This is a genomic window from Castellaniella sp. UC4447_H14 (assembly GCF_052978285.1).
The window spans coordinates 2,050,458-2,073,105 of the sequence record NZ_CM129666.1; the positions used below are offsets into that span (position 1 = coordinate 2,050,458).

The window sequence follows — 22,648 nt, forward strand, 5'->3', positions numbered from 1 at the left end:
ATCTCAGGCGTTCTGCTGGGCCAGCTTGTGTTCCAGATAATGGATGCTGGTACCCCCTGCAATATAGTTGGTATCCTGCAGCAGCTCGCGGTGCAGCGGGATGTTCGTCTTCACGCCCTCGACGATCATTTCGGACAGGGCGATGTCCATGCGCATGCGCGCATGCTCGCGATCGTCGCCATAGGCCACGAGCTTGGCGATCAGCGAGTCGTAGTACGGCGGCACCGTGTAGCCGGTGAATACATGGGAATCGACACGGATGCCAGGGCCGCCCGGGACGTGCCAGTTGGTCACCTTGCCCGGGCTGGGCGTGAACTTGTGCGGGTCCTCGGCATTGATCCGACACTCGATCGCATGTCCGCGCAGATGGACGTCGCGCTGGCGCAGCGTGAACTTTTCGCCAGCGGCGATCTTGATTTGCCACTGGACCAGATCCAGCCCCGTAATCATCTCGGTGATGGTGTGTTCGACCTGGATGCGGGTATTCATCTCGATGAAAAAGAACTCGCCATTCTCGTACAGGAACTCGAACGTGCCGGCGCCACGGTAGCGCATCTGGCGGCAGGCCTCGGCACAGCGTTCGCCGATGTGTTCGATCAGGGCGCGGTCGATGCCGGGTGCCGGCGCTTCTTCGATGATCTTCTGGTGGCGGCGCTGCATGGAGCAATCACGCTCGCCCAGCCAGACGGCCTTGCCTTCGCCATCGGCCATGACCTGGATTTCGATGTGGCGCGGGTTCTCGAGGAACTTTTCCAGGTAGACCTCGGAGTTGTTGAAGGCCGCCCCCGCCTCAGTCTGCGTCATGGCCACCGATGTGAGCAGGGCCGCCTCGGTATAAACGACCCGCATGCCGCGCCCCCCGCCGCCGCCGGCCGCCTTGATCATGACCGGATAGCCGACCTCGCCGGCGATCCGCAGGATCTCCTTGGGGTCATCGGGCAGTGCGCCGGCGGACCCCGGAACCACCGGAACGCCAGCCTCGATCATGGCCTGCTTGGCATGGACCTTGTCGCCCATGGTACGAATGCTTTCCGGACGCGGACCAATGAATACAAATCCGCTTTTCTCGACCCGTTCGGCAAAGTCGGCGCTTTCGGACAGGAACCCGTAGCCGGGGTGGATGGCTTCAGCGTCCGTGACCTCGGCCGCCGAAATCAGCGACGGCATATTCAGGTAACTGTCGCGCGGCGATGCCGGTCCAATGCAGACCGCCTCGTCTGCCAGCCGCACGTATTTGGCTTCACGGTCGGCTTCGGAATACACCATGACCGTCTTGATGCCCAGTTCCCGGCAGGCTCGCAGCACCCGCAGTGCGATTTCCCCACGATTGGCGATCAGAATCTTTTTGAACATGGCTCAGGCGATGATGAACAGGGGTTGGCCGTATTCCACGGGCTCGCCGTTTTCGACGAGGATCTCCTTGATGACGCCTGATTTGTCGGCTTCGATCTCGTTGAGCAGCTTCATGGCTTCAATGATGCACACCGGATCGCCTTCCTTGACCGCCTGGCCGACTTCCACGAAAGATGGCGAATTCGGATTGGGCGACCGGTAGAACGTGCCGACCATCGGCGCCTTGACTTGATGGCCCTGAGCGACAACAGCCGACGCTTCCGCCGCAACCGGGGCGGCGGCTACCGGAGCCGGCGCGGCTGCAACCGGAGCAGGCGCCAGGACGGGGGCCTGAGAAAATTTCACGATGCGGACCTTGCCCTCGCCTTCGGTGATTTCGAGTTCGGCAATACCCGAGTCGGCCACCAGGTCGATCAGCGTTTTCAGTTTTCTGAGATCCATGTTGAGTTGAGTCCTGTGAGCTGGCCGACGGAATCGCAGGCCATTGAATCATTGTGTCGGGATCGTGCAGCACCCTGGAAATGAAGACGCCGTCGGCATGCCCCCAAGCATCCTGGATATGATCCACGATGCCGGCTCCCGGGAGCATCCACGACGGCCGCATAGGGTGCTGCGACCCGGCCCTGAAGCCCGGGTGCAAAGCCCTTCAAAGCGCCTTTTTACGCTAAACGCCTCGATTTGTCCACTAAAAGCCACCGGTCAGCACCCTACGCGCATGCGTCAGAGGCTACAGTATCTGCCCCAAGCGCGTGGCCAGGACGCCATCCGTGAGTTCTCCGAGCACCACACCCTGGGAGCGCCCGCGCTTGTCGAAGAATGCGGTGAAAGGCAGGCCGCCGCCTTTGTTGCCCAGTTCGCGCATGATCGAAATACCGTCGGGGCCGCCCAGCAAAAGTTCATACGAGACCGGCACCTTCTGGATGAAGCGCTGCACGTTCGCAGCAGTGTCGATGGCCAGCCCCACCACGGAAAGCTCCGGGTGGGCATGATGCAGGGACTCGAGCAGCGGCATTTCGCGGACACAGGGCGCGCACCAGCTCGCCCAGAAATTCATCAGCACTGGCCGCCCGATATAGCGTGACAAGCTGACCCGAGCGCCCCGCAAATCCACGAAGGATCGGCCAAAAACGGGGCTGGGGGGCAGCGAAAACGCCTGTGCCCCCGTCCCGGCCGCGGCAAGTGCCAAAAGCCCGATGCCGCCTAAAAATCGTCGCCTGTCCATCCTGTCACCTTGCGGGCCGATCCGATGGTGCGCCTGCCACAAGCGCCCAGTCTGGCAGACTACCTGCTGAACGGGGCCCGCGTCAAACCAGCCGCGCCAACGGTCCGGGCGTCCGGGGCCCGGACGGCGCGTCCTTGGCGACGGGTCCACCGGCCCTACAATACGCACCGGAGGTTGCGATGCACATACACATACTGGGAATCTGCGGCACGTTCATGGGCGGCCTGGCCCTGATTGCGCGCTCGGCGGGCCATACCGTCACGGGATGCGACGCGGGGGTCTACCCACCCATGAGCACACAACTGGAGGAGCAGGGGATCGCACTCGTCGAGGGTTTCGGGGCGGACCAGCTCTCCCTGAAGGCGGATCTCTACGTCGTGGGCAACGTGGTGAGCCGGGGCAATCCGCTGATGGAAGCCATCCTGGACCGCGGACTGCCCTATGTCTCCGGACCCCAGTGGCTGGCCGATCATGTGCTGCGAGGCCAGCACGTGCTCGCAGTCGCGGGGACCCATGGCAAGACGACCACCAGCGCCATGCTGGCCTGGATTTTCGAGCATGCGGGACAGCCCGCGAACTTCCTGATCGGAGGTGTCGCTCCAGACTTGCGAGTATCGGCACGCTTCGACGCACAGCGGCCGCTTTTCGTCATAGAGGCTGACGAGTACGACACGGCCTTCTTCGACAAGCGGTCGAAGTTCGTGCATTACCGTCCTCGCACGGCCATCCTGAACAATTTGGAATTCGACCACGCCGATATTTTTCCGGACCTGGGAGCGATCGAGACCCAGTTCCACCATCTGGTGCGGACGATCCCGCAAACCGGCACCATCATCCGGCCCTTCACGAGCGAGTCCCTTGACCGGGTGCTGGCCCGCGGCTGCTGGAGTCCCGTACAGACCTTCGGCCCGCACGGTCAATGGCAGGCCGAGCCGGAAACCGACGACGGGCGGCGCTGCCGGATCCTCTGCGAGGGTCGGCCACAAGGCACCCTGGACTGGGACCTGTCGGGTGTCCACAATCAGCTCAACGCGCTCGCCGCACTGGCCGCTGCCCAACACGCCGGCATCGCACCCGCTGATGGGATCGGCGCGCTGAACGCCTTCCGGGGCGTCCGCCGCCGGCTGGAACTGCGCGGGACCATCAACCGCATCGCCGTTTATGACGACTTCGCCCACCACCCGACAGCCATCGCGACCACGCTGGATGGCCTGCGCCACCGCGTGGGGCGCGGCGCCCGCATCCTGGCGGTGATCGAGCCCCGATCCAATACCATGAAACTGGGCACCATGGCGGCGCTGCTGCCCGCAGCGCTCGAAGGAGCGGACCAGGTATTCTGCTACGGTGCCAGTCAAGGCAAACAGGCGCTGGGGTGGGACCCGCTACAGGTCCTGGCGCCGCTGGGCGGCCGATTGTGGGCGGGATCCGACTTGCAGGCGCTGGCGAGCGCTGTCTGCGAGGCGGCGCGTCCCGGCGACCACATTCTCGTCATGAGCAATGGCGGCTTCGGCGGCATCCATCAGAAGCTGCTCGACGGCCTGGCGCAGCGCGCGTCGCTAGCCCCCCACTGAAATTCGGATCTCCATGCACGTTCTCTACGAAGACGCCGGCAAACTGAAGGCGGAAACCCTGTTCTCGGAATCGGATTCTTCCCTACAGGTGGAATCGGCCAGCGGCAAGCGCAGCAAGATCAAGCGCAACACCGTACTGTTCACGTTCGAGCAGCCGGCTCCCGAAACGCTGCTGCCGTCGGCGGAGACACTGGCCGCTGGCCTGGACGCGGGGTTCCTATGGGAATGCGCGCCCCAGGAAGAATTCGACGCGTCGGCGCTGGCGGAAGACTACTTCGGTCACGCTCCGTCGGCAATCGAAAAAACAGCGCTGATCCTGTGTCTGTCCGCTGCGCCCGCCTACTTCCACCGCCGCGGACGCGGCACCTACCGTCCCGCGCCGCCCGACATCCTGCAGGCGGCTCTGGCCGCCATCGAAAAGAAGCGGGTGCAGGCCGAGCGCCAGCAGCAGTGGACCGATGAACTGGTGGCCGGCCATCTGCCTCCTGCATTGCGCGAAGTGGCTCGTTCCTTTCTGGACAAGCCTGACAAGAACACAATGGAATGGAAGGCATTCGACGCCGCGCTCCAGCAGCTGAGCGTCACCCCTGAGAAACTGCTGCTGTCGCTGGGCGTCTGGCCGCATCCGCTGGCCATGATGCGGGAGCGCTTTCTGTCGGTGAACTTCCCCAGGGGAACGGCATGGCCGCCGGTCGCCGTCCAGGACTGGGGCGCCCATCTGCCGCAATGCGATGTGGAAGCGTACTCGGTGGACGATTCCAGCACCATCGAGATCGACGACGCGCTGTCGGTCTCACAACCCGACGACGCAACGATCCGCGTGGGGATCCACATCGCTGTGCCGTCCCTGGCGATCACGCGTGGCAGCGAATTCGACGAGATGGCGCGCAGCCGCATGTCGACCGTCTACATGCCCGGCGAAAAGATTCCCATGCTGCCGCATGAGCTGATCGCCGCCTTTTCGCTGGACCAGGACCAATGGCGTCCCGCCCTGTCGCTATACGTCACGGGGAGGCTCGAAGATGGCGAAATCCTGGGCACGGAGACCCGGCTCGAACGCATCCGCATCCGCGAGAACCTGCGCCACAACCTCCTGGGCGAGCAGATCACGGAGGCAGCGCTGGCCGACCCGACGGCGGATGTACCGTACGCCCACTGGCTGCGCCCCCTGTGGCACTTTGCCCTGAAGCTCGGCGCGGCCCGCGATCGGGTCCGTGGCCGGCCCGAGAACAACGACCGGGTCGAGTACAGCTTCGAATTGAACGGACCCGCCGACGATCCCGACTCCGTGATCCAGTTGATCCAGCGCCAGCGCAACGCACCGCTGGAGCGGCTGGTGGCGGAATACATGATCCTGGCCAACAGCCAGTGGGCCGCACTGCTCGCCCGGCACGGCGTCCCGGGCATCTTCCGGTCCCAGCAGATGGGCCGCACGCGCATGTCCACGCAGCCGTTGCCGCACGAGTCCATCGCCGTGCCTCAGTACGCCTGGTCCACATCGCCGCTGCGCCGCTACGTCGACCTGATCAACCAGGGGCAGATCCTGGCGGCGGCGGAGCATGGCGTATCGGCGAGGCTGGTCGCCCCTTTCAAGCCCAAGGACGCCGACCTGTATGCCATCATCGGGGCCTTCGACGCGCAATATGCTCTGTGGGGCGACTTCCAGTCTTCCATGGAACGTTACTGGTGCATCCGCTGGCTGCAACAGCAACGCATCAAGGAGGTGGGCGCCTACGTGCTGCGCGACAACCTGGTCCGCCTGTCCTGCGCGCCGTTCGTCACGCGCATCAACGGCCTGCCGGCGCTGGAACGCGGCGAACCCGTCGTGCTGGACATTCTGGGCTACGATGAGCTGGGTCTGGATATCGAATGCCGTCTGCACGAGGCCGTATAGCGCTCGCCATCGACCACCGCCATGGACACCTTGTCACTGCAACTGCTGGAGCATCGACGCGAAGGCCGCGGCCGGATGGCGGCCGCCGTGGCGCTCTCACTCGCAGCGCATGCGCTGCTGCTGCTCTGGCACGGGATCGCGGTCCGGCCCCCGCCGCAGCCGGCTGCGCTGGAAGTCACCCTGGTCAACAGCCGCAGTGAAGCGCCGCCGCTGCACCCGCAGGCCCTGGCCCAGCAATCGCTCAACGGCGGTGGCAACGACCACAAGGGGTTGGCGGCCTCGCCGCTGCCGCGCACGGTCGACAACAGCCCCGACGAGCTGGTGCTGGAGGCACTGCGCCGGCGCCAGGCGGAGCTGGAGACCGAACAGAAAGAGTTGCTGACCCAGCTCGAAGCCCGCGACCACGTGGCCCCGGCACGCCAGGCGCCCCAGCTTCTCGGACAGAGCAGCGACCCGGGTGAAGACGACCGGCAGCAAGACAGCATGGTGCTGAACGCACGGATCGCGGCACTGAAAGCGCGCATCGAACACTACAACGCGCTTCCCCGCCAGACTTTCGTGGGTCCGGCCACCCAGGCGGTGGACTATGCGCAATACGTCGAGGCCTGGCGCAAACGCATCGAGCTCATCGGAACCGAGCACTATCCCCCCGAAGCCCGCGGAAAGATCTACGGCGACTTGCAGCTCACGGTCTATATCCGCCGCGACGGCCAGCTCGACCATATTGTCTTTGACCGGCCGTCCACCCAGGCCATCCTGAACGGCGCGGCCCGCCGCATCGTGGAACTAGCAGCTCCGTACGACCCTCTGCCGGCGGCGCTCGCGGCAAAAACGGACGTCCTGGCCATCACCCGCACCTGGCATTTCACGCGCGCGGGCCTGGATACCGGCGCCCCATGAAACGCGGGCGCCGCTGGGCCCGGCGGGTGCTGCTGGCCGTGCTGTGCGCCGGCTTCCTGTACGAGGCGGGGCTCTTCGGCATGGTGATCTGGTTCAAATACCGCAACCCCACGAACACGGCGGTCATGCAGGAAACCCTGGACGCCCTGCGGCGCGGCAACCCCAAGGCATCGCTGAGCTATCAATGGGTCGCCTACGACAAGATCAGCCAGTCCCTGAAGCGCGCCGTCATCGCGTCCGAAGACTCCGGCTTCGTCGATCATGACGGCGTCGAATGGGACGCGATCAGCAAGGCCTGGCACTACAACCAACGGGAAGCGGACCTGGGACGCTCACGCCGCCGAGGCGGCTCGACCATCACTCAGCAACTGGCCAAGAACCTGTTCCTGTCCAATTCGCGCAACTACCTGCGGAAAGGCCAGGAATTGATCCTGACCTACATGATAGAAGCGGTGATGGACAAGCGGCGCATTCTGGAGCTCTACCTGAACGTGGCCCAATGGGGCGAGGCCGCCTTCGGCGCCCAGGCAGCGGCGCGGCACTGGTTCCACACGGATGCCGCCCGGCTCACCAGCACGCAGGCGTCGCTGCTGGCCTCGATGCTGCCCAACCCAGCCTATTACGACCATCATGGACGGACTGCCTGGCTGGGCGGCCACGCTGCGACCGTCCGCGCGCGCATGTCGATGGTGGCAGTGCCGTGACTCCCTGACCGGAGGCGGCCCGGCCGGGCGATCGCGTTACTATTGAGGCTTTCAACGACCCTCCCGCCATGCGCACGGCCCGACGCTACATCGCCCGCGAAATCTACCGATCGACGACGATCATTTTGGTCGCCCTGGTCGGGCTGTTCATGTTTTTCGCGCTGATCGAAGGGCTGGACCAGGTAGGCCGGCGGCTGACCCTGCTGAATCTGTTCTACCTTCAGGCGCTGGACCTTCCCAACCACCTGTACGAGCTGCTGCCCATCGGCTTGCTGATCGGTTCCGTGCTGGCGCTGGCCGGGCTGGCGCAGCGGCACGAGCTCACCATCCTGCGGGCTTCGGGGGTCAGCGGGCTACGGCTGCTCGCAACCCTGTGGCTGATCACCTTGCCACTGGTCGCGGGCGCCTATGTCCTGTCGGAATACATCACGCCAGCGGCGGATCTGCAGGGCAGCGAGTCGCGTCTGGCACTGCTGGGCCGCACAGAGGGCGGGCGGTTGAGCAGCGGCTACTGGTTCAAGGAATCAGACGCTCAAGGCGGGGACCGCATCATCAACATCCACACCTTGAACGGCCAGGGCCACGTGGCCGGCATTACCCTGTATGAATTCAACCGCGACGATACGCTGCGCAGCTTCACACAGGCGAAGGCCGGCCAGTTCTCCCAAGGCCGCCTGGATCTGCACGATCTGACCGAGACACGCATTCAGCCCCGGCCCACGAGCGCGCTGGCCGATGCCCACGTACCCAAGGATCCCATTGCGAGCGTAGTCCGGCTTTCAGACCGCTCCATCCGGACCACACTGACGCCCGAACGCCTGATCGCCCGCATTCTCACGCCCGAGCGCATGGCAATCTACGATCTGCTGGACTATATCCACTACCTGAAGGCCAACCATCTGCAGACGGATCGCCAGGAAGTCGCCCTGTGGCGGAAAATCGCCTACCCCTTCACGCTGCTGGTCATGATGACCATCGCGGCCCCCATCGGTTTCATGCAAACGCGGCGCGGCGGCGTAGGGCCCAAGGTCTTCATCGGCATCATTCTGGGCGTGGGCTTCTTCATGCTCAACCAGCTCGCCCTGAACGCCGGCACACTGGGCAATTGGGCGCCCTGGGCAACCGCCCTGGTTCCCAGCCTGGCGGGGCTGTCCCTCGCCCTGCTGGCTCTGCTCGCCATGGAACGGCGGCACCACCTCTCGCTCTGGCTGCGCCAGCGCCGCCTGGAACGTAGAACCTCATGAGTCCGTCCCGCGATGTATGGGTCATCGGCGACGTACAAGGGTGCGCGGCGCCGCTGCGCGCGCTGCTCGCCCACCCGGAGCTTTCCAGCCCCGGCACCGAGCTGTGGTTCGCCGGTGACCTGGTCAATCGCGGCCCCGATTCACTGGGCGCGCTGCGGCTGGTCAAGGGCCTGGGCAGCCGCGCACGGGCCGTCCTGGGCAACCACGACCTGCACTTGCTGGCGGTGGCTGCGGGCGTACGCAAACGAGGCAAATCGGATACGTTGGACGATATCCTGAATGCGCCCGACGCCTCCGAATTGCTGGACTGGATCCGGCGGCTGCCACTCTTGGTCCGTGATTACGGCCACGTCATGGTGCATGCGGGCATCCTGCCGGCCTGGACGCTTGAAAAGGCGGCTGCACTGGCGGGCGAGATCGAATCGGCCCTGCGCGGGCCCGGCTGGCGCAACGCCATGAACGATCTGTACGGCGAGGAACCGCTCAGCTGGGATGACACCCTGCAGGGGGCCGCACGCATGCGGGTCATCGTCAACGCGCTGACCCGCATCCGGATGTGCTACGCCGACGACGGCCGCATGGAGTTTGACTACAAAGGCGAGCTCGCCGATACGCCACACGGCCTTGTCCCCTGGTTCAGCCTGCCGGCACGGCGCGACCGCAACATCCCGGTGGTATTCGGACACTGGTCCGCGCTGGGACTGGATATCCGCCCCGACACGATCTGTCTCGATACGGGCTGCGTCTGGGGCCGCAAGCTCACCGCCCTACGGCTGCGCGACCACCGCATCGTGCAGCAGGACTGCACCGGCTGCCGCTGAGCCGGTGCTACCGTGTGATCAGGACGTGGCGGATGGCGGCGCGCGCGCGGTGCGCCAGCTCGCCGCGATTGGACTGCACACTCACCGGCTGAGGCGGCAGGAACTGGCACTCCACGCACACTCCCCAAGCCCCCAGCAGGAACCACAGATTGGCCACCAGCGTCTGCTCGCCGACGAAAGCGAGTTCCGGCGCGCGCCGCCCACGCCGCAAAAAGCACAGGGCGACCGGCTGCACGGGCGCGCCGGACTGCACGGCCGCATCAAAAAGCCCCGCATGGAAGGGCAGCACGTCGAGCCCGTCGGTCGTCGTGCCTTCCGGGAACAGCCCCACGGCGTCACCTTGTGCGAAACAGGATTGCATCTGGCCGCTGGCCTCACGCACGGCCTGCCGGTGGCCGCGGTCGATGAAAAGGGTTCCGGCCCAGGCCACCAGCAGACCAATCACCGGCCATCGGCGGATATCGCTCTTGGCGACGAAGGATGTCGCGCGGATCTGGTTCAGGACGAAGATATCCACCCACGACACATGGTTGGCGACCCACAGCACCGCACCGTTCAGCACGGGGTCGCCGAGCACACGGACGCGCACACCGCAGAGGGCCATGAGGCCGCGCGACCATCCATTCACCACGCGGCGCCTGTTTCCGCGGCTCAACAGCGGAAAAACCAGCAGTTCGATCAGCAGCCCGAGCATGATCCAGACGACGACGAATACCGCCCGCAGCAGAAACAGGAATGGCGCCACCCCGACCCCCCAAGATTGATGCGCCATGATAACCGCATACCGCCGACCCAAAAGCCACCCATGGACACGAGGGTGCGGGAGCCTACCCCGCCAAATATCAGAATGCGCAAATGATAGAATCGAGGAACTCCGATACGGCAAGCATTCCGCACCCACAGCGGCGACTACGGGCGATTTCAGGTTCTGGCACCTCACCCTGGAAAGCCTCCGGGGCAACCTCTAACAAACCCATATGGAAAGCAACAAGAAAAGCGCCACATACAAGCATGGCAGCAATGTCCGTGCCGTGGAACGCGCCCTGGACATACTGCTGGCATTCAACGTCGGAGATATAGACCTGACCGCCGCCGATCTCCTCACCCGCGTCGATCTCAGCCGGCCGACGCTATACCGCCTGCTCTACACGCTCGAGCAAAAAGGATTCATCAGCGCTGAGGGTGATCCACAGAAATTCAGTCTTGGCGCGTCTGTTGGAAAACTGTCCAGAGTCTGGTCTTCCAACATCGACGTCTCACAATGCGCACTCCCGATCATGAGGGACATATGGCGGCACACCGGCGAAACCGTGGCGCTGTTCGTCCCTCAGGACTCCGTGCGCGTATGCGTGGCGGAGATCCCTAGTACTCAGCCGCTGGGGTTCAGGCTCGGCATAGGATATAGCGAACGCATCGTGCTGGGAGCCAGCGGACGGGCCCTCCTCGCGTGGCTCGATCCGACCGAGCAGGAATTGCAGGAATACTGCGAGGGGCTGTCGACCACGCCGGACAATCTGCGGCAAAAGCTGATCAAGGTACGAGAAAAGGGCTACGCAAGCAGCCAGAACGAATTGAGGGCCGGGGCCGCGGCCGTCGCGGTGCCCTTCTTCAGAAATGACGGGAAGGTCTTGGGGTCGATCGGCGTCTTTGGCCCATCCGCGCGCATCGATCACGCACGCATCGAGCAGATCGCGGCATACGCGGTGAAAATGGCCAGGAAATTATCCGCATCACTGGGATACATCGAAGTACCCGTGGCGTCATCGAAAGCCCGAAGCCGGTAATCCGGCACAGCCAGCACAGGCCACCCGGCAGCCGGAGCCAGCAGGCAAGGGCCGGCCAGCTCCGGACATATGGCCGATGTCTACTTCCCGGGATCCTTCACGGCCTTGTACGTATGGATCTCCACGTTCTGCAGCATCCCGTCGACCTTCTCCACCTTCCGGATGTATTCATTCTGAATGATGTCCCGGGTCTCGGGATCGATCTGGACGGGCCCTCGGGGGCTTTCCCATTTCATGCCCTTCACGGCGTTTATGAAGGCCTCTGCCCCCGAATCGCCCTTGGTCTTTTCCAACGCCATGTAAATCAGGTGCATGCCGTCATAAGCCGCCATGCTCATTTGATTCGGATATTCCCCGTTGTACCGGGCGCGGTAGTCGCCGACAAATTTCCTGTTCTCGGGTGAATCATGCATCGCGGAATAGTGGAATGCGGTAATCATGCCCAGCGCGGTGTCCCCGAGCGCAGGCAGCAACTGCTCATCGGAGATTCCTCCCGGGCCGGTTTCCAATATGCCCTTCTTGTCCAGACCCAACTCCCTGAAATTCTTCGCCAGGGAAACCATCGAGCTTCCAGGGGGCACGTACAGGAACGCCGCTTGCGGCCCGGCCGCCACCATCCGGTGCAGGAATGGCGTGTAGTCCGGAGTATCAACAGGCGTCCTGACTCCCCCGACGATGGTCCCACCCAATTCCTTGAAAGTCTTCTGGAACTGTTCTTCGGAATCGTGGCCTGGCCCGTAATCGGAAGCCAGCGTGTAGGCCTTGCGCACATTATTGTCATAGAGCCACTTTGCCATCGCCCAGGCACCCTGGGGGGACGTGTGGGAAACCCGCACCACATAAGGCGAGCGCTCGGTCACCGAAGATGTGGCAGCATTCATCACCACCATCGGAACCTTCGCCTCGGTTGCCAGCGGTGCCACGGAAAATGCATTCGGTGTCAACCCGAACCCCGCGAGCACATCCGCCTTGTCCTTGAGGATCAGCTCCTGCGCGTGCCGCTTGGCGATTTGCGGCGCGATGCTGGTGGCATCCTTGATGACAATCCTGACCTTGCGGCCGGCAACGGTATCGCCATGCTGCGCCATGAACAGGTCGACACCGCGCTTCATCTGCTTGCCATAATCGGCATAGGGCCCCGACATGGACATTACAAACCCTATCGTCAGGTCCTTTGCGTTCGCCTCAACCCCGGCCAGAGAACAGCTCACGGCAAGTGCAACTGCGGTGAAGATTCCTAATTTTCTCACGTCTCACTCCTTTATTATGAGATCCGGCAAAACCACCGGCGTAGTCAGTCTCTGCAGACCGTCACGACTTCCTCGCAATGAACGAGATCCCCTTCCGGCGCATCATCGGCCCGCACTCCGTCGCCGACGGTCCGGGCTCGGACCCACATGCCATCACCCACATTCTCGAGAACTTCGACAATGCGTCCATCCTGAAGGCGCAGTTTTTCGCCAGGCGCCACGCGCATGAAATCCAACATGAAAGTCGCCCCTAAAACAACATGGTCAGGTTCTTTGCAAGCAGCACGTTCTGCGGCAGATGAATCTCTCTTCGCACCAGCTTCCAGCACGGTCCCTCCCGCCGCAGGCGATCATACCTTTGCCCCACAAAGTAATATTCCTCGCGCTCTCTTCTGTTCTGATAGATGAGAAACCGGTTGCGCGCTTCCACGACGTCCCGCCGCTCGGAATCCCTATCAATGGCGGTGAGCTGGATATTCGTCACCAATCGGCAGGCACGGGATAGCGGCTCTTCGGCCCAGTGGACACCCGTCATCACCTGTTCGACTCGTTTCGTCAGGGTCCACTTCCCTTCGTTGAACCAGCTCATGTCCTCGTCCATATGCGTTCTCTCACACTCGGCGTGAGTTCCGAACTTCACGTTGAACGTCATCGGCATGAAATACACCAAGTCCTCGGCCAGGGTATCCAACCACTCATTGAAGCGCCGAGTGTCGAGCATCTCGGACTCGTCGTAGTAAAACTCTTCTATCTCCCTCTTGAGCAGGTAGTAGGATTCGTCACGCGCCAGCGAATGCGTCTCCTGTTCCCGACTTTTCAATTCCGCGTCAGCCATCTGAAGCTCCTTTCAATAGATGTTCGAATTACCCGATATTCGGCACAGGTCCGCCCTGCTGCGCAAAGCAGCCGACGTCGACCACGGTGCCGCTGATCGCGACTGCCTCATCGGAAAGCAGGAAGGAAACCACGTTGGCGAGATCTTGCCCATTGGCGGGACGCCCAGCGGCAGTCCCCGCGACACGACGCGCACGCAAGACCGCCTCATCCCCGCCCACCCGGCCAAGACTCATCCCGCTCACGATCCCGCCCCCGCCCGGGATGACGGTATTCACGCGGACATGATCGTGAAAATGGTCGTATGCCATCGAGGCGGAAAGCGCGAGCACAGCGCCCTTGCTGGCGGCATAGGCGGCCATGTTCGGCTTGCCATGGCCCGCGCCCGACCCAACATTCACAATGCTGCCGCCGCCACCACGGACAAGCTCGGGAATGACTGCCTTCGACATCAGGAACGGACCTTTGATATTCACCGAGAGAACCTTGTCCAGCGTACTTTCATCGGTGGTCAACACCGTTCCGAGCGGCCCTACCGCCGCGTTGTTGACGAGACCGTCGATACGGCCGAAACGCTCCAGAGCGCTGGCGACAACCCGACCCACCTCCGGCGAGCTGGACACGTCCGCTTCCAGGATCTCCACACGTCCTGACAGGCCCGCCTCCTCCACGTCGCCGCTGAGCAGGTCGAAACCACTTGCGACGCTGGACACCTGAGGCGCACTTAGCCCGAAAGCGACCACACTACAGCCGCGGCGCGCGAGATCCAGTGTTATCTGCCGCCCAAGGCCGTAGGTGCCACCCGATACGATGATGACCTTATCCAAGATTCCTCCAACGCTGTCCCAGCACGCGACGATCACGCATCTCTCTTGCCCAGCAGCGTCTCCCAGTCAGATCCCCGCATGTAGTCGCGCCACCGCCGGTAATACTGGCGAGGATTCTCTTCGCTGATCTGAAGGCTGACATTCCCGGGTACTATCCCCGACTTGCTCGATTTCCCCAGTGACTGCTGATAGTTATAGGGAAAGCGCTTGGCAATCACACCGCAACTGCCGGCGGTGGCGGAATTCCAGTTTTCCATATCGTCTTGCTCCGTCATGCCCGCCGGTCCGGAATAGCGCATGTAGTACGTCCGCAGAAAGTCCTTGACCTCTTGAGGCGCGTCGGCATCGACCATGAAGAACCGCCAGGCCTCCGTGGTGGTGGGTCCGTGCGGATGCCACACGCAGAAATTCCGGGGTTGATTCCCGTGGAAGGAAACATTCGGGTATACAGTCCCGACGAAGGGCACCAACCGGCTTCCTTCGACCCCCAGGCGGCGCCTGCGTTCCTCGTGGCAATGGCGGAAGTACTCCGCGACGATGGGGTTGCCGAGGTAGGTATTGATGAAGGGAGCGTCCTTGGGAAGGACAGCGCTGTGCATGCCATGGCCCGCCGGGAAATTCACCCAGATGTGCTGCGCGCCGGCAAGGTCATTGTCCCGCCGACCCTGTACGCCCGCCTCTGCGCTGGGACCGATACCAACCAGATCCGCGGATCTGTGGCTGATGTTGTGATAGGTGTCGCCCAAGAAGTTTTCCGCCGCAAATTTCCAGTTGCAGGGAATGATCCACTTCTGGACGGTGAACAGGACCTCGGATCCCCCTTCCCGGCCGTCACGGCAATCGAGCGCCAGATCCAGGTGGGTCTTCGCATCCCCGAGATAGGTCAGAAAATTCGGGGCATCCTTGTCCCAACTCGCCCAGACGGATCCCTTGTAGGTGGCCAAGCGCGGCACCTCGATGAGGGACCAGTCTTCCTTGTTCAGCGAACCTTCGTAAAGGTTTTTGTACTGCGGCACGCCGAACAGCTTCCCTTCGGTCGTATAGCTCCAACTGTGATAGGGACAGGTGAAGAGCTGCGTGTTGCCGTGATCGTATTTGCATACTTCCATGCCCCGATGCCGACATGTGTTCAGGAAGACATGCACGGTCTTTTTCTTGTCCCGAGTCAATATTACCGATTCCTTCCCCATGCGTGATGTGAAGAAATCGCCCGGATTCGGGATCTGGCTTTCGTGCCCCACGAAGAGCCAGGCCCTCGTGAATATTTTCTCCAACTCCTCTTCGAATATCCCCTTGTCGGAAAATATCTCCCGGCTGATCACCCCTTTCTCCGAATCAATCAGCGCGTCATACGATATCGAGTCCACATCTTCCTCCAATAGATCCAGCGGTCTGGTCTGATTCATTTAGATAAATCGTTCTGCAAGGGCGTTCTCGCCCGAAACACCCGCAGCTCGCAGGGCAGCGCGCCCCGCCTCCACCATCGGCGGTGGCCCACACAGATAGACGCGATCGTTGGCACTGATACCCACCGAGGCGATAAGGTCAGTGGCATATCCGACGTGGCAGGATCCCGAACCTCCCTTCTCCGCCGCGAAAAGGACCTTCAAGAGCGGCACCTTCGCTTTAGCGGCTTCTATCTCGTCTCTCGCGAAGAAGTGCTCGCACGATCGCGCGCCCACAAGGAGCGTGATGGGAGCCCGCTGAAGAGAAGGGTCCGCCACAATGCAGTGCAGCATCGCCAGGAAAGGAGCCAATCCCGTGCCGCCAGACACGAAGAGCCGTGGCTTCGTTTCCCGCCTGAGGAAGAAGGTGCCCCTGGGGCTACCGACCTCGATCTCGGCACCCGCCACCGCCTCGTTGGTCAGCCAGGTTGAGAAAACACCGTTTTCGACCACCCTCACGAAAAACCGCAGCATGCGCGCTCCTGGCGGGTTCGACATCGAGTAGGACCGCCAAGTATCCGACCCTCTCGGTCGCAGCCTCACGTACTGTCCAGGCTCGAAGTCCAGAGGCTGATCCACCAAAACTTCCAGCGATATCGTCTCGACCGCCACCCGATCGATCTTCGTGATACGGCCTACGGTCGGTTCTTCCTCGGCCGCCAGAGCCTCGGAGGAGTCATACGGCAACTCGATGGCGCACGGGCCGGAAATCCTCGAGATACAGGTGAGAACAGCGCCGTGAGCGCGCTCATCCTCCGGCAGTGCAAGCGGACTGTGCGGCCCCAGCTCCAGATCGCCCGAGACCAGGTCCGCCATGCAGGTGCCGCACTCGCCATTTGCACAGTCGGTCAGGAGATTCAACCCGGCCCTCGCGGCGGCGCTGATGACACTCTCACCCAACCTGCCGTCCACGCGCCTGGTCACACCATCTGAAAACAGCAGCGTTACAGGAACGTCACCCTCGGCCGGGGACACACCGGCGGCAGTGCATGTTTCCAATGACGAAGAGTTATCCATGTCTTTCTCACCTGATCCGGCTGATTCCTTGAACCAGACAACCGGCGCCACCTGCTCCACATCAGACAACAAGAGGTGGCGATGAACCTGATACGTGAGTCCATTGTATGGATAACTTGATAAGTGTCAACAAAATCGCGGATATCAGATAAGTGAGTGGCGTGGCCTTGATACACGATCGTCTACCTAATCTTCACAACTTTCGCTCTTTGTTTGCTAAGTTCGCTAACTGCCGCGTCATGTACCTGTGAGGATGTTGTCCAACAGACGAACAAAACTTTTCAGAGGATTCAGAAATCGCCCACGCGAGCCGATGGGCCGCGCTGAAAAAGCGTCAAATGCCGTACGGCATCCACGCTGGCGTAGACGGGGGAAATTCGAGAAAGGGCGGGCTGGATCCGCTCGCGGCGGACAGCGCACACAGGCACAACCCCACCGCCTGCAGGCGGGTGGGCGGGGCCCTCATACCAGCGGCAAGTGAGCGCTTGTTATCCGTCGGGCAAGCGGCTACAAGACTCAACCTCGATGATGCTTGGCATCGCGGATCAATGCATAGATTTCGCTGCGCAACTGGCCGAAACGGGGGCTCGCCCGTGTTTCGAGCTGATCCCGCGCTTCGCCGAGGTCAATGGTCACGTCCCGCATGACGGTGGTCGGCGAAGCCGACAGCACCACCACCCGGCCGCCCAGGTAAACTGACTCGTCGATATCGTGGGTCACGAACACGATCGTCATTCCCATCCTGGCCCAGATCGTACGCACCAGATCTTCCAGGTCAGCCCGCGTCTGGGCGTCCACTGATGCGAACGGTTCGTCCATGAGCAGCACCTGGGGCTGATAAGCAATCGCTCGCGCAATCGCCACACGTTGCTGCATGCCGCCCGACAACTGCCAGGGATAGGCATCGCCCGCGCCGGCCAGGCCGACGGCCTGCAGGCTTTCGTCCACCAGGCGGCGGCGTTCGGCTGCATTCCGGCCGCTCGCCTTGAGCGGCAACTCGACGTTCTGCCGCACTCGCATCCACGGGAAGAGGCTTCGGCCATACTCCTGAAACACGACGGCCAGCCCCGGGGACGGCCCCGCGACTGGCTTGCCCGCGAGTACGACTTCACCGCTCGTCGGAGCGAGCAGCCCCGCGATGCACCGCAACAAGGTCGTCTTGCCCGCGCCCGACGGACCGACGATGCACACCAGCTCGCCCTTCTCCAGACTGAAGGTCACGTCGCGGATGGCCTCGATCGAGCGCTCGCCGTCCTGATAGACCTTGCGCAACCGCGTGATCGCCAGCATGGGATCCGATCGATCCAGGGCCGCCTTCGGCGCCTTTTCCTTTTCCATCACACTTTCATCTGCCATCTGAAGCTCCACGTTTAGCGTACCCTCGAACGTTCATACCACCCCAGCACCCACAATTCCACGACACGCATCAACAGCGACAGCAATACGCCGATCAGGCCCAGCAGCAGGATGCCGCTCCACATCTCCGGAATGGAAAAGGTGCGCTGGAACTGGATGATCATGAAGCCCATACCGTTCCGGGAAGCAAACATCTCGCTGATCACCATCAGGATGATGGCGATCGAAAGTCCGGTCCGCATGCCGGTGACGATCTGGGGGGCGGCGGCGGGCAGTGTCAACGAAAACAGCCGCCGCAGGCCATGGATCCGGTAGACCCGGCAGGTGTCCTTGAGGACGGGATCGATGGATCGCACGCCCTCGATAGTATTGAGCAGCATCGGCCACAGACAACCGAAGCTGATGACCGCTATCTTCGAGGCATCCCCGATGCCGGACACGACCAGGAGCACCGGAATCATGACGGTGGGCGGGATGGCCCTGAAGAACTCGAACACGGGCTCCGTGTAGTCCCGGGCGCTCTTGGACAGGCCCAGCACGACCCCCACGACCAAGGAAAAGATCAGAGATGCGAGAAAGCCGATGGCGAGGCGCCAGAGGCTGATGGCGATGTCGCCGAAACCGCCCGCATTGATCCAGACCTTGTCGAACGCGGCGAGAATCTTCGCCAGCGGCGGAAAGAAGAAATTGCCGCTGTCGCTGGACGCGACGTACCAGAGCACGAACAGCGCAACGGGAACCAGCGTGGTTGCAAGGAGCCTGGGCCAGAATGTCTTCATGGCGCCTCCTGCCTGTCAGCCCGCACGGAAGGATGCCATGCGAGCACCTTGCGTTCGATGGCACGCGCAAGCACATTGACCAGCACCCCCATGATCCCCGCCGCGATCACCAGGGAGTACATCTCCGGCAAGGCCATGGCCGATTGCGCCAGCGCCACCTGGTGGCCTATGCCGGGATTGCCGATGACGAGCTCGGCCGTCACGGCCAGCACGAGCGCGACCGACGCCCCCAGCCGGAAGCCGGTAATGGCATAGGGCAGCGCGGTCGGCCAGGACACATGGCGGATGCGGCTCCAGCGGCCCAGTCCGTACACCCGCGCCGTATCAAGCGCCACGGGATCCACGTCCTTCACACCGTACAGGATCTGAATGAGAATCTGCCAGAAGGCTGCGTAGACGATGAGCAGCAACGCGGACTTGATGTCGATGCCGAACATCAGCACCGCCAGCGGGATCAGCGCCACCGAAGGAATCGGCCGGAGGAATTCGATCGTGGACTCGGTGTAGCGCCAGAGCACGGGAACGCTGCCCAGCACCAGGCCCACGGCTGCGGCGGCGACGAAGGCGATGACCAGACCGGCAAACCAGGCCTGTGCGGTGTAGGCCACGGAGTGCCAGAAAGCCGGACTGGCGAAATCCAGGAACAGCGCCCAGACGACTTCGTGAAAGGGCGGGAAATAGCGCGCCGGCAGGAAACCCGCCACGGGCAGGATCTCCCACAGGAAAAGGAAGACACCGAAGCCGATCACCCCCCGGAATTGCGAAGGCCGGGTCACGCGCCTTCGGCCCGAAACGGCACGATTCATTGATTCTGTTCCATAAAGCCTGGTGAACACGACCGCGGGGCCCGACAGCGCCCCCGGAGTGGTCAGCGGCGGGGACGGACTCGAAGAGCCCGCCACCCGACGCCCTCACTTGTAAATGACGGAGCCGACCTTGAAGGTCTTCGAGATCATCTCCAGCCGTTGCATCTCCGGAAGCATGGCTTCCAGGGAAGCAACGTTGACCTCAGCGTCATAACGCGGGATGACGAAGGCGTTGGCGATGGCAGGCGTGATCTTGGTGAAGGTCGGAATGAGCTCTCGAATTTCGGCCGGATGGGCATTGGCGTACTCGGCCGTCTTGGCCATCGCCGTCCTGAACCGCTTTATCAGGTCGCCCTTTTTCTTGATGATCCCGTCCGTCGACACGAACGCCGCGGCGGTCAGATGGGGCGCAGTGTCCACGTAGTTCGAGGCAATGTCACGCAAACCGTGCTGCACGGCGGTCGTATGAAACGGTTCCACCATCCAGGCGGCATCGATCTGGCCCTCTTCCAGCGCCTGTTCCATATTCGAGAACGGCATTTCCACGACCTTGACGCTGCCACCGTCGCCCCCCGCCTTCTGCACGGAGATCCTCGCAGTCACTTCGCCGATGTTCTTGACCGTATTGCTGGCGATGGTCTTTCCGGAAAGTTCCTTCGCGGATTTCATGGTGTTCTTGGAGCTCACCACCAGGGCCGAAAAGTCCTTCCCGGATACTCCCGTCGATGTCGATGCGGCATCGACGATCACCAGGGGAAGCCCCTTGTCACGGCCTTGCATGACCGACACCGTGTTCGCAAATACAATATCGAACTGGCCGGCGATCAGCGCCGTGATGGCGGCGGCACCGCTGCTCGTGTCCGTGATCTTCAAATCGATCCCGGCTTCCTTGAAAAAACCTTTCTTGTCGCCGAGGCGAATGGCTGCCGTTTCCGCATTCGGCAGCAGTCCCACGTTGGCCACCATCGCCGACCCGGTGGAGCTCGCGGCGTGGCTTGCGCCGACCACCGAGAGCGATAGACACAGACCCAAAGCGGCGGCTACCGGCCCAATCAATTTACGCGTTTTCATGGTTCATTCCTTTTGCAGGTTCGTTCGGAGTTCGTACAGAATGACAGCACACAACGGCAAAGCAATCGATTACATTTTGACTAGCTTAGAGCTTATGATGATCGGCCGGAATAAGGGAAATCACCAACCCCTTCAATAACTTGTATAAACGTTTATTGTGAAAACGTTCTCGTATAAAATCACACAGTCACTCAGCGGACCGCACACCAGAAACCAAGCTCAGGCCCCATGCCGATACTTTCGCATCCCCACAAATCCTCGCCGAACCGCACTTCACACGCCGATCGGCGCAAGGTCTCACTCAAAGACGTGGCGCTGGCCGCCGGGGTCTCGGTCGCCACGGCATCGCGTGCGCTGTCCGAGCCCGACAAAGTCCAGCGCGACACCCGCGAATCGATCTGCGCGGTGGCCGACCGGCTGGGCTATGTCCCGAACAGCGCCGCGCGAGCCCTTCGCTCGCGCCGGACTCGACTGATCGGAACCATCCTGCCCACGCTGGACTACGCCATCTACAACAACCAGATCGCGGCCCTGCAGCGGACGCTGAGCGAGAACGGATACTCACTGCTGGTCACGTCTTCCGGCTACGACCACGAGGAAGAACTGAGGCAGGCCAGAACCCTGGTCGAGCGCGGCGTCGAAGGACTGGTGCTGATCGGCGGCAACCACCACCCCGACCTGGAAGCCATGCTGCGCGAGCAGAAGATCCCGGCAATCAATACCTACGTCTACCGGCGCGGATCCGATCGGTCCTGCATCGGCTTCGACAACGAAACCGTCGTGGCCAAGGTGATCCACCATCTGACGGATCTGGGCCATACCCGCATCGCGATGATTGCCGGTATCACCCACGACAATGACCGCGCCGGCGACCGCGTCACCGGCGTGCGCGCAGCCCTGAAGCAGAAGGGCCTCACGCTGCCGGACCGCTACCTGATCGAAGCGCCCTACAAGGTCGCAGCCGGCCGCGAGGCCCTGCGGTCCCTGCTGGCCACCCGCCCCCACCCGACCGCCATCTTCTGCGCTTCCGACGTGCTCGCCTTCGGCGTCATCATGGAATGCGCCAGCCGGCGCATCGCGGTGCCCGACGAACTCTCCGTGGTGGGATTCGACAACCTGGAATTCTGCGCCCACCTATGCCCGGGGCTGACGACCATCGAAGTGCCCGCAGTCGCCATGGGGGCGGGGGCCGCCCGCCACCTGATCGCTCGCCTGTCCGGGAAGTCGCAGGTCGAATACACGGAACTGGAAGCGAATCTGATCCTCCGGGGCACCACGGCGCCGCCGCAGTCCTGACGCTAGCTGCGCTTGACCCACTTGAGGATGTGCTGGGCCACCGCCAGCGTTTCACCATGCTGGTTGCGCGCCACCACCGTGGCCAGCGTGCGCGAGCGATCCCGGTCCACTTCGGTGATTTCATAGTCCACCGTCACCGTGTCGCCCATGAGGGCCGCCTTGACGAACCTGACCCTGTCATAACCGAGCGACACCGGCACTTCGCCATCCTCTTCGCCGGAGGACCGGGCCACCATCATGCTCGATGTCGTGGACATGAAGCCCATGATCAAGACCCCGTGGACGATCCGTTGTCCGTAGAACGACTGACTCATGTACTGCTGATTGGTGTGGACCGGGGCCAGGTCCCCCGTGATGCCCGCAAACAGGTAGACATCGCTTTCCGAAACCGTCTTCGAAAAGCGGACGTGATCCCCGACTTTCAGATAGAAGCCGTTGTCAGCCGCAGTCGCCATGATTCTCCTCGGTTCAATA

Annotated in this window: 23 protein-coding genes; 9 read left to right on the forward strand and 14 right to left on the reverse strand. The window is 62.6% G+C overall.

The genetic code is table 11. From position 1 onward, the window contains the following. Positions 1–3: 3 nt before the first annotated feature. From accC to ACVCMJ_RS09880, 3 genes are all read right to left on the reverse strand, one after another. A complete protein-coding gene (accC, locus tag ACVCMJ_RS09870) occupies positions 4–1,353 on the reverse strand; it encodes an acetyl-CoA carboxylase biotin carboxylase subunit (RefSeq protein ID WP_447081243.1) in 1,350 nt (449 codons plus the stop codon). A gap of 3 nt (positions 1,354–1,356) precedes the next feature. Then, positions 1,357–1,794, reverse strand: coding sequence for an acetyl-CoA carboxylase biotin carboxyl carrier protein (accB, locus tag ACVCMJ_RS09875; RefSeq protein WP_447081244.1), 438 nt, complete (start codon positions 1,792–1,794; stop codon positions 1,357–1,359). A 286-nt stretch (positions 1,795–2,080) separates the two neighbouring features. Next, complete coding sequence (locus tag ACVCMJ_RS09880; protein ID WP_447081245.1) at positions 2,081–2,575, reverse strand: TlpA family protein disulfide reductase; 495 nt, start codon at positions 2,573–2,575, stop codon at positions 2,081–2,083. A gap of 179 nt (positions 2,576–2,754) precedes the next feature. Here ACVCMJ_RS09880 and mpl point away from each other — a divergent pair, with 179 nt between their 5' ends. From mpl to ACVCMJ_RS09910, 6 genes are all read left to right on the forward strand, one after another. Next, the gene (gene mpl, locus ACVCMJ_RS09885) at positions 2,755–4,146 is read left to right on the forward strand and encodes a UDP-N-acetylmuramate:L-alanyl-gamma-D-glutamyl-meso-diaminopimelate ligase (protein WP_447081246.1); all 1,392 of its coding nucleotides are present in this window, start codon (positions 2,755–2,757) and stop codon (positions 4,144–4,146) included. Between the two features lie 13 nt (positions 4,147–4,159). After that, positions 4,160–6,040 (forward strand): ribonuclease catalytic domain-containing protein, encoded by a 1,881-nt coding sequence (locus ACVCMJ_RS09890; RefSeq protein ID WP_447081247.1) that lies wholly within the window; start codon positions 4,160–4,162, stop codon positions 6,038–6,040. A 21-nt stretch (positions 6,041–6,061) separates the two neighbouring features. Continuing rightward, complete coding sequence (locus ACVCMJ_RS09895) at positions 6,062–6,940, forward strand: energy transducer TonB (RefSeq protein WP_447081248.1); 879 nt, start codon at positions 6,062–6,064, stop codon at positions 6,938–6,940. Next, positions 6,937–7,644, forward strand: a complete 708-nt coding sequence (mtgA, locus tag ACVCMJ_RS09900; protein ID WP_447081249.1) for a monofunctional biosynthetic peptidoglycan transglycosylase — start codon at positions 6,937–6,939, stop codon at positions 7,642–7,644. Before ACVCMJ_RS09895 ends, mtgA begins: the two co-directional genes overlap by 4 nt. A gap of 68 nt (positions 7,645–7,712) precedes the next feature. After that, on the forward strand, positions 7,713–8,888 hold the full coding sequence (gene lptG, locus ACVCMJ_RS09905; RefSeq protein ID WP_447081250.1) for an LPS export ABC transporter permease LptG: 1,176 nt from the start codon (positions 7,713–7,715) through the stop codon (positions 8,886–8,888). Beyond that, positions 8,885–9,709 carry a symmetrical bis(5'-nucleosyl)-tetraphosphatase gene (locus ACVCMJ_RS09910; RefSeq protein ID WP_447081251.1) on the forward strand — a complete coding sequence of 275 codons (825 nt, stop codon included), beginning with the start codon at positions 8,885–8,887 and terminating at the stop codon, positions 9,707–9,709. Before lptG ends, ACVCMJ_RS09910 begins: the two co-directional genes overlap by 4 nt. 7 nt (positions 9,710–9,716) lie before the next feature. Here ACVCMJ_RS09910 and ACVCMJ_RS09915 read toward each other — a convergent pair whose 3' ends face one another. Next, positions 9,717–10,481, reverse strand: a complete 765-nt coding sequence (locus tag ACVCMJ_RS09915) for a lysophospholipid acyltransferase family protein (protein ID WP_447081252.1) — start codon at positions 10,479–10,481, stop codon at positions 9,717–9,719. Positions 10,482–10,686: 205 nt separating this feature from the next. Here ACVCMJ_RS09915 and ACVCMJ_RS09920 point away from each other — a divergent pair, with 205 nt between their 5' ends. Beyond that, a complete protein-coding gene (locus ACVCMJ_RS09920; RefSeq protein ID WP_447081253.1) occupies positions 10,687–11,493 on the forward strand; it encodes an IclR family transcriptional regulator in 807 nt (268 codons plus the stop codon). Positions 11,494–11,573: 80 nt separating this feature from the next. On the opposite strand, the gene ACVCMJ_RS09925 is transcribed toward ACVCMJ_RS09920, so the two are convergent. Next, on the reverse strand, positions 11,574–12,743 hold the full coding sequence (locus ACVCMJ_RS09925) for an ABC transporter substrate-binding protein (RefSeq protein ID WP_447081254.1): 1,170 nt from the start codon (positions 12,741–12,743) through the stop codon (positions 11,574–11,576). A gap of 77 nt (positions 12,744–12,820) precedes the next feature. Between ACVCMJ_RS09925 and ACVCMJ_RS09930 the strand changes: the two genes are divergently transcribed. Next, on the forward strand, positions 12,821–12,997 hold the full coding sequence (locus ACVCMJ_RS09930; RefSeq protein ID WP_447081255.1) for a hypothetical protein: 177 nt from the start codon (positions 12,821–12,823) through the stop codon (positions 12,995–12,997). Here the strand turns inward: ACVCMJ_RS09930 and ACVCMJ_RS09935 are convergent. The 8 genes from ACVCMJ_RS09935 to ACVCMJ_RS09970 form a co-directional block, all read right to left on the reverse strand. After that, the gene (locus ACVCMJ_RS09935; protein WP_447081256.1) at positions 12,994–13,578 is read right to left on the reverse strand and encodes a 3-phenylpropionate/cinnamic acid dioxygenase subunit beta; all 585 of its coding nucleotides are present in this window, start codon (positions 13,576–13,578) and stop codon (positions 12,994–12,996) included. The two genes, ACVCMJ_RS09930 and ACVCMJ_RS09935, sit on opposite strands and share 4 nt — an antisense overlap. Before the next feature lie 28 nt (positions 13,579–13,606). Next, entirely contained in the window at positions 13,607–14,404 is a 798-nt protein-coding gene (locus ACVCMJ_RS09940) for an SDR family NAD(P)-dependent oxidoreductase (protein WP_447081258.1), read from the reverse strand. A gap of 32 nt (positions 14,405–14,436) precedes the next feature. After that, the gene (locus ACVCMJ_RS09945; RefSeq protein ID WP_447081259.1) at positions 14,437–15,810 is read right to left on the reverse strand and encodes an aromatic ring-hydroxylating oxygenase subunit alpha; all 1,374 of its coding nucleotides are present in this window, start codon (positions 15,808–15,810) and stop codon (positions 14,437–14,439) included. Then, positions 15,811–16,866, reverse strand: coding sequence for a 2Fe-2S iron-sulfur cluster-binding protein (locus tag ACVCMJ_RS09950; RefSeq protein WP_447081260.1), 1,056 nt, complete (start codon positions 16,864–16,866; stop codon positions 15,811–15,813). A 516-nt stretch (positions 16,867–17,382) separates the two neighbouring features. Next, entirely contained in the window at positions 17,383–18,222 is an 840-nt protein-coding gene (locus ACVCMJ_RS09955; protein ID WP_447081261.1) for an ABC transporter ATP-binding protein, read from the reverse strand. Positions 18,223–18,236: 14 nt separating this feature from the next. Then, a complete protein-coding gene (locus tag ACVCMJ_RS09960) occupies positions 18,237–19,001 on the reverse strand; it encodes an ABC transporter permease (RefSeq protein ID WP_447081262.1) in 765 nt (254 codons plus the stop codon). After that, a complete protein-coding gene (locus ACVCMJ_RS09965; RefSeq protein WP_447081263.1) occupies positions 18,998–19,807 on the reverse strand; it encodes an ABC transporter permease in 810 nt (269 codons plus the stop codon). Before ACVCMJ_RS09965 ends, ACVCMJ_RS09960 begins: the two co-directional genes overlap by 4 nt. 105 nt (positions 19,808–19,912) lie before the next feature. Continuing rightward, on the reverse strand, positions 19,913–20,878 hold the full coding sequence (locus ACVCMJ_RS09970; RefSeq protein ID WP_447081264.1) for an ABC transporter substrate-binding protein: 966 nt from the start codon (positions 20,876–20,878) through the stop codon (positions 19,913–19,915). Between the two features lie 228 nt (positions 20,879–21,106). Between ACVCMJ_RS09970 and ACVCMJ_RS09975 the strand changes: the two genes are divergently transcribed. After that, complete coding sequence (locus ACVCMJ_RS09975) at positions 21,107–22,174, forward strand: LacI family DNA-binding transcriptional regulator (RefSeq protein ID WP_447081265.1); 1,068 nt, start codon at positions 21,107–21,109, stop codon at positions 22,172–22,174. A 2-nt stretch (positions 22,175–22,176) separates the two neighbouring features. Here ACVCMJ_RS09975 and ACVCMJ_RS09980 read toward each other — a convergent pair whose 3' ends face one another. Next, complete coding sequence (locus ACVCMJ_RS09980) at positions 22,177–22,629, reverse strand: MaoC family dehydratase (RefSeq protein ID WP_447081266.1); 453 nt, start codon at positions 22,627–22,629, stop codon at positions 22,177–22,179. Positions 22,630–22,648 lie beyond the last annotated feature (19 nt).

What these genes read in the sequence shown, in the direction of transcription:
- mpl (WP_447081246.1), top strand. Translation starts at nt 2,755, where the DNA reads ATGCACATACACATACTGGGAATCTGCGGCACGTTCATGGGCGGCCTG.
- ACVCMJ_RS09915 (WP_447081252.1), bottom strand. Translation starts at nt 10,481, where the DNA reads ATGGCGCATCAATCTTGGGGGGTCGGGGTGGCGCCATTCCTGTTTCTG.
- ACVCMJ_RS09975 (WP_447081265.1), top strand. Translation starts at nt 21,107, where the DNA reads ATGCCGATACTTTCGCATCCCCACAAATCCTCGCCGAACCGCACTTCA.
- ACVCMJ_RS09955 (WP_447081261.1), bottom strand. Translation starts at nt 18,222, where the DNA reads ATGGCAGATGAAAGTGTGATGGAAAAGGAAAAGGCGCCGAAGGCGGCC.
- ACVCMJ_RS09950 (WP_447081260.1), bottom strand. Translation starts at nt 16,866, where the DNA reads ATGGATAACTCTTCGTCATTGGAAACATGCACTGCCGCCGGTGTGTCC.
- ACVCMJ_RS09965 (WP_447081263.1), bottom strand. Translation starts at nt 19,807, where the DNA reads ATGAATCGTGCCGTTTCGGGCCGAAGGCGCGTGACCCGGCCTTCGCAA.
- ACVCMJ_RS09880 (WP_447081245.1), bottom strand. Translation starts at nt 2,575, where the DNA reads ATGGACAGGCGACGATTTTTAGGCGGCATCGGGCTTTTGGCACTTGCC.
- ACVCMJ_RS09890 (WP_447081247.1), top strand. Translation starts at nt 4,160, where the DNA reads ATGCACGTTCTCTACGAAGACGCCGGCAAACTGAAGGCGGAAACCCTG.
- ACVCMJ_RS09895 (WP_447081248.1), top strand. Translation starts at nt 6,062, where the DNA reads ATGGACACCTTGTCACTGCAACTGCTGGAGCATCGACGCGAAGGCCGC.
- ACVCMJ_RS09920 (WP_447081253.1), top strand. Translation starts at nt 10,687, where the DNA reads ATGGAAAGCAACAAGAAAAGCGCCACATACAAGCATGGCAGCAATGTC.
- ACVCMJ_RS09910 (WP_447081251.1), top strand. Translation starts at nt 8,885, where the DNA reads ATGAGTCCGTCCCGCGATGTATGGGTCATCGGCGACGTACAAGGGTGC.
- accC (WP_447081243.1), bottom strand. Translation starts at nt 1,353, where the DNA reads ATGTTCAAAAAGATTCTGATCGCCAATCGTGGGGAAATCGCACTGCGG.
- ACVCMJ_RS09930 (WP_447081255.1), top strand. Translation starts at nt 12,821, where the DNA reads ATGAACGAGATCCCCTTCCGGCGCATCATCGGCCCGCACTCCGTCGCC.
- ACVCMJ_RS09935 (WP_447081256.1), bottom strand. Translation starts at nt 13,578, where the DNA reads ATGGCTGACGCGGAATTGAAAAGTCGGGAACAGGAGACGCATTCGCTG.
- mtgA (WP_447081249.1), top strand. Translation starts at nt 6,937, where the DNA reads ATGAAACGCGGGCGCCGCTGGGCCCGGCGGGTGCTGCTGGCCGTGCTG.
- ACVCMJ_RS09980 (WP_447081266.1), bottom strand. Translation starts at nt 22,629, where the DNA reads ATGGCGACTGCGGCTGACAACGGCTTCTATCTGAAAGTCGGGGATCAC.
- ACVCMJ_RS09945 (WP_447081259.1), bottom strand. Translation starts at nt 15,810, where the DNA reads ATGAATCAGACCAGACCGCTGGATCTATTGGAGGAAGATGTGGACTCG.
- ACVCMJ_RS09960 (WP_447081262.1), bottom strand. Translation starts at nt 19,001, where the DNA reads ATGAAGACATTCTGGCCCAGGCTCCTTGCAACCACGCTGGTTCCCGTT.
- lptG (WP_447081250.1), top strand. Translation starts at nt 7,713, where the DNA reads ATGCGCACGGCCCGACGCTACATCGCCCGCGAAATCTACCGATCGACG.
- ACVCMJ_RS09970 (WP_447081264.1), bottom strand. Translation starts at nt 20,878, where the DNA reads ATGAAAACGCGTAAATTGATTGGGCCGGTAGCCGCCGCTTTGGGTCTG.
- accB (WP_447081244.1), bottom strand. Translation starts at nt 1,794, where the DNA reads ATGGATCTCAGAAAACTGAAAACGCTGATCGACCTGGTGGCCGACTCG.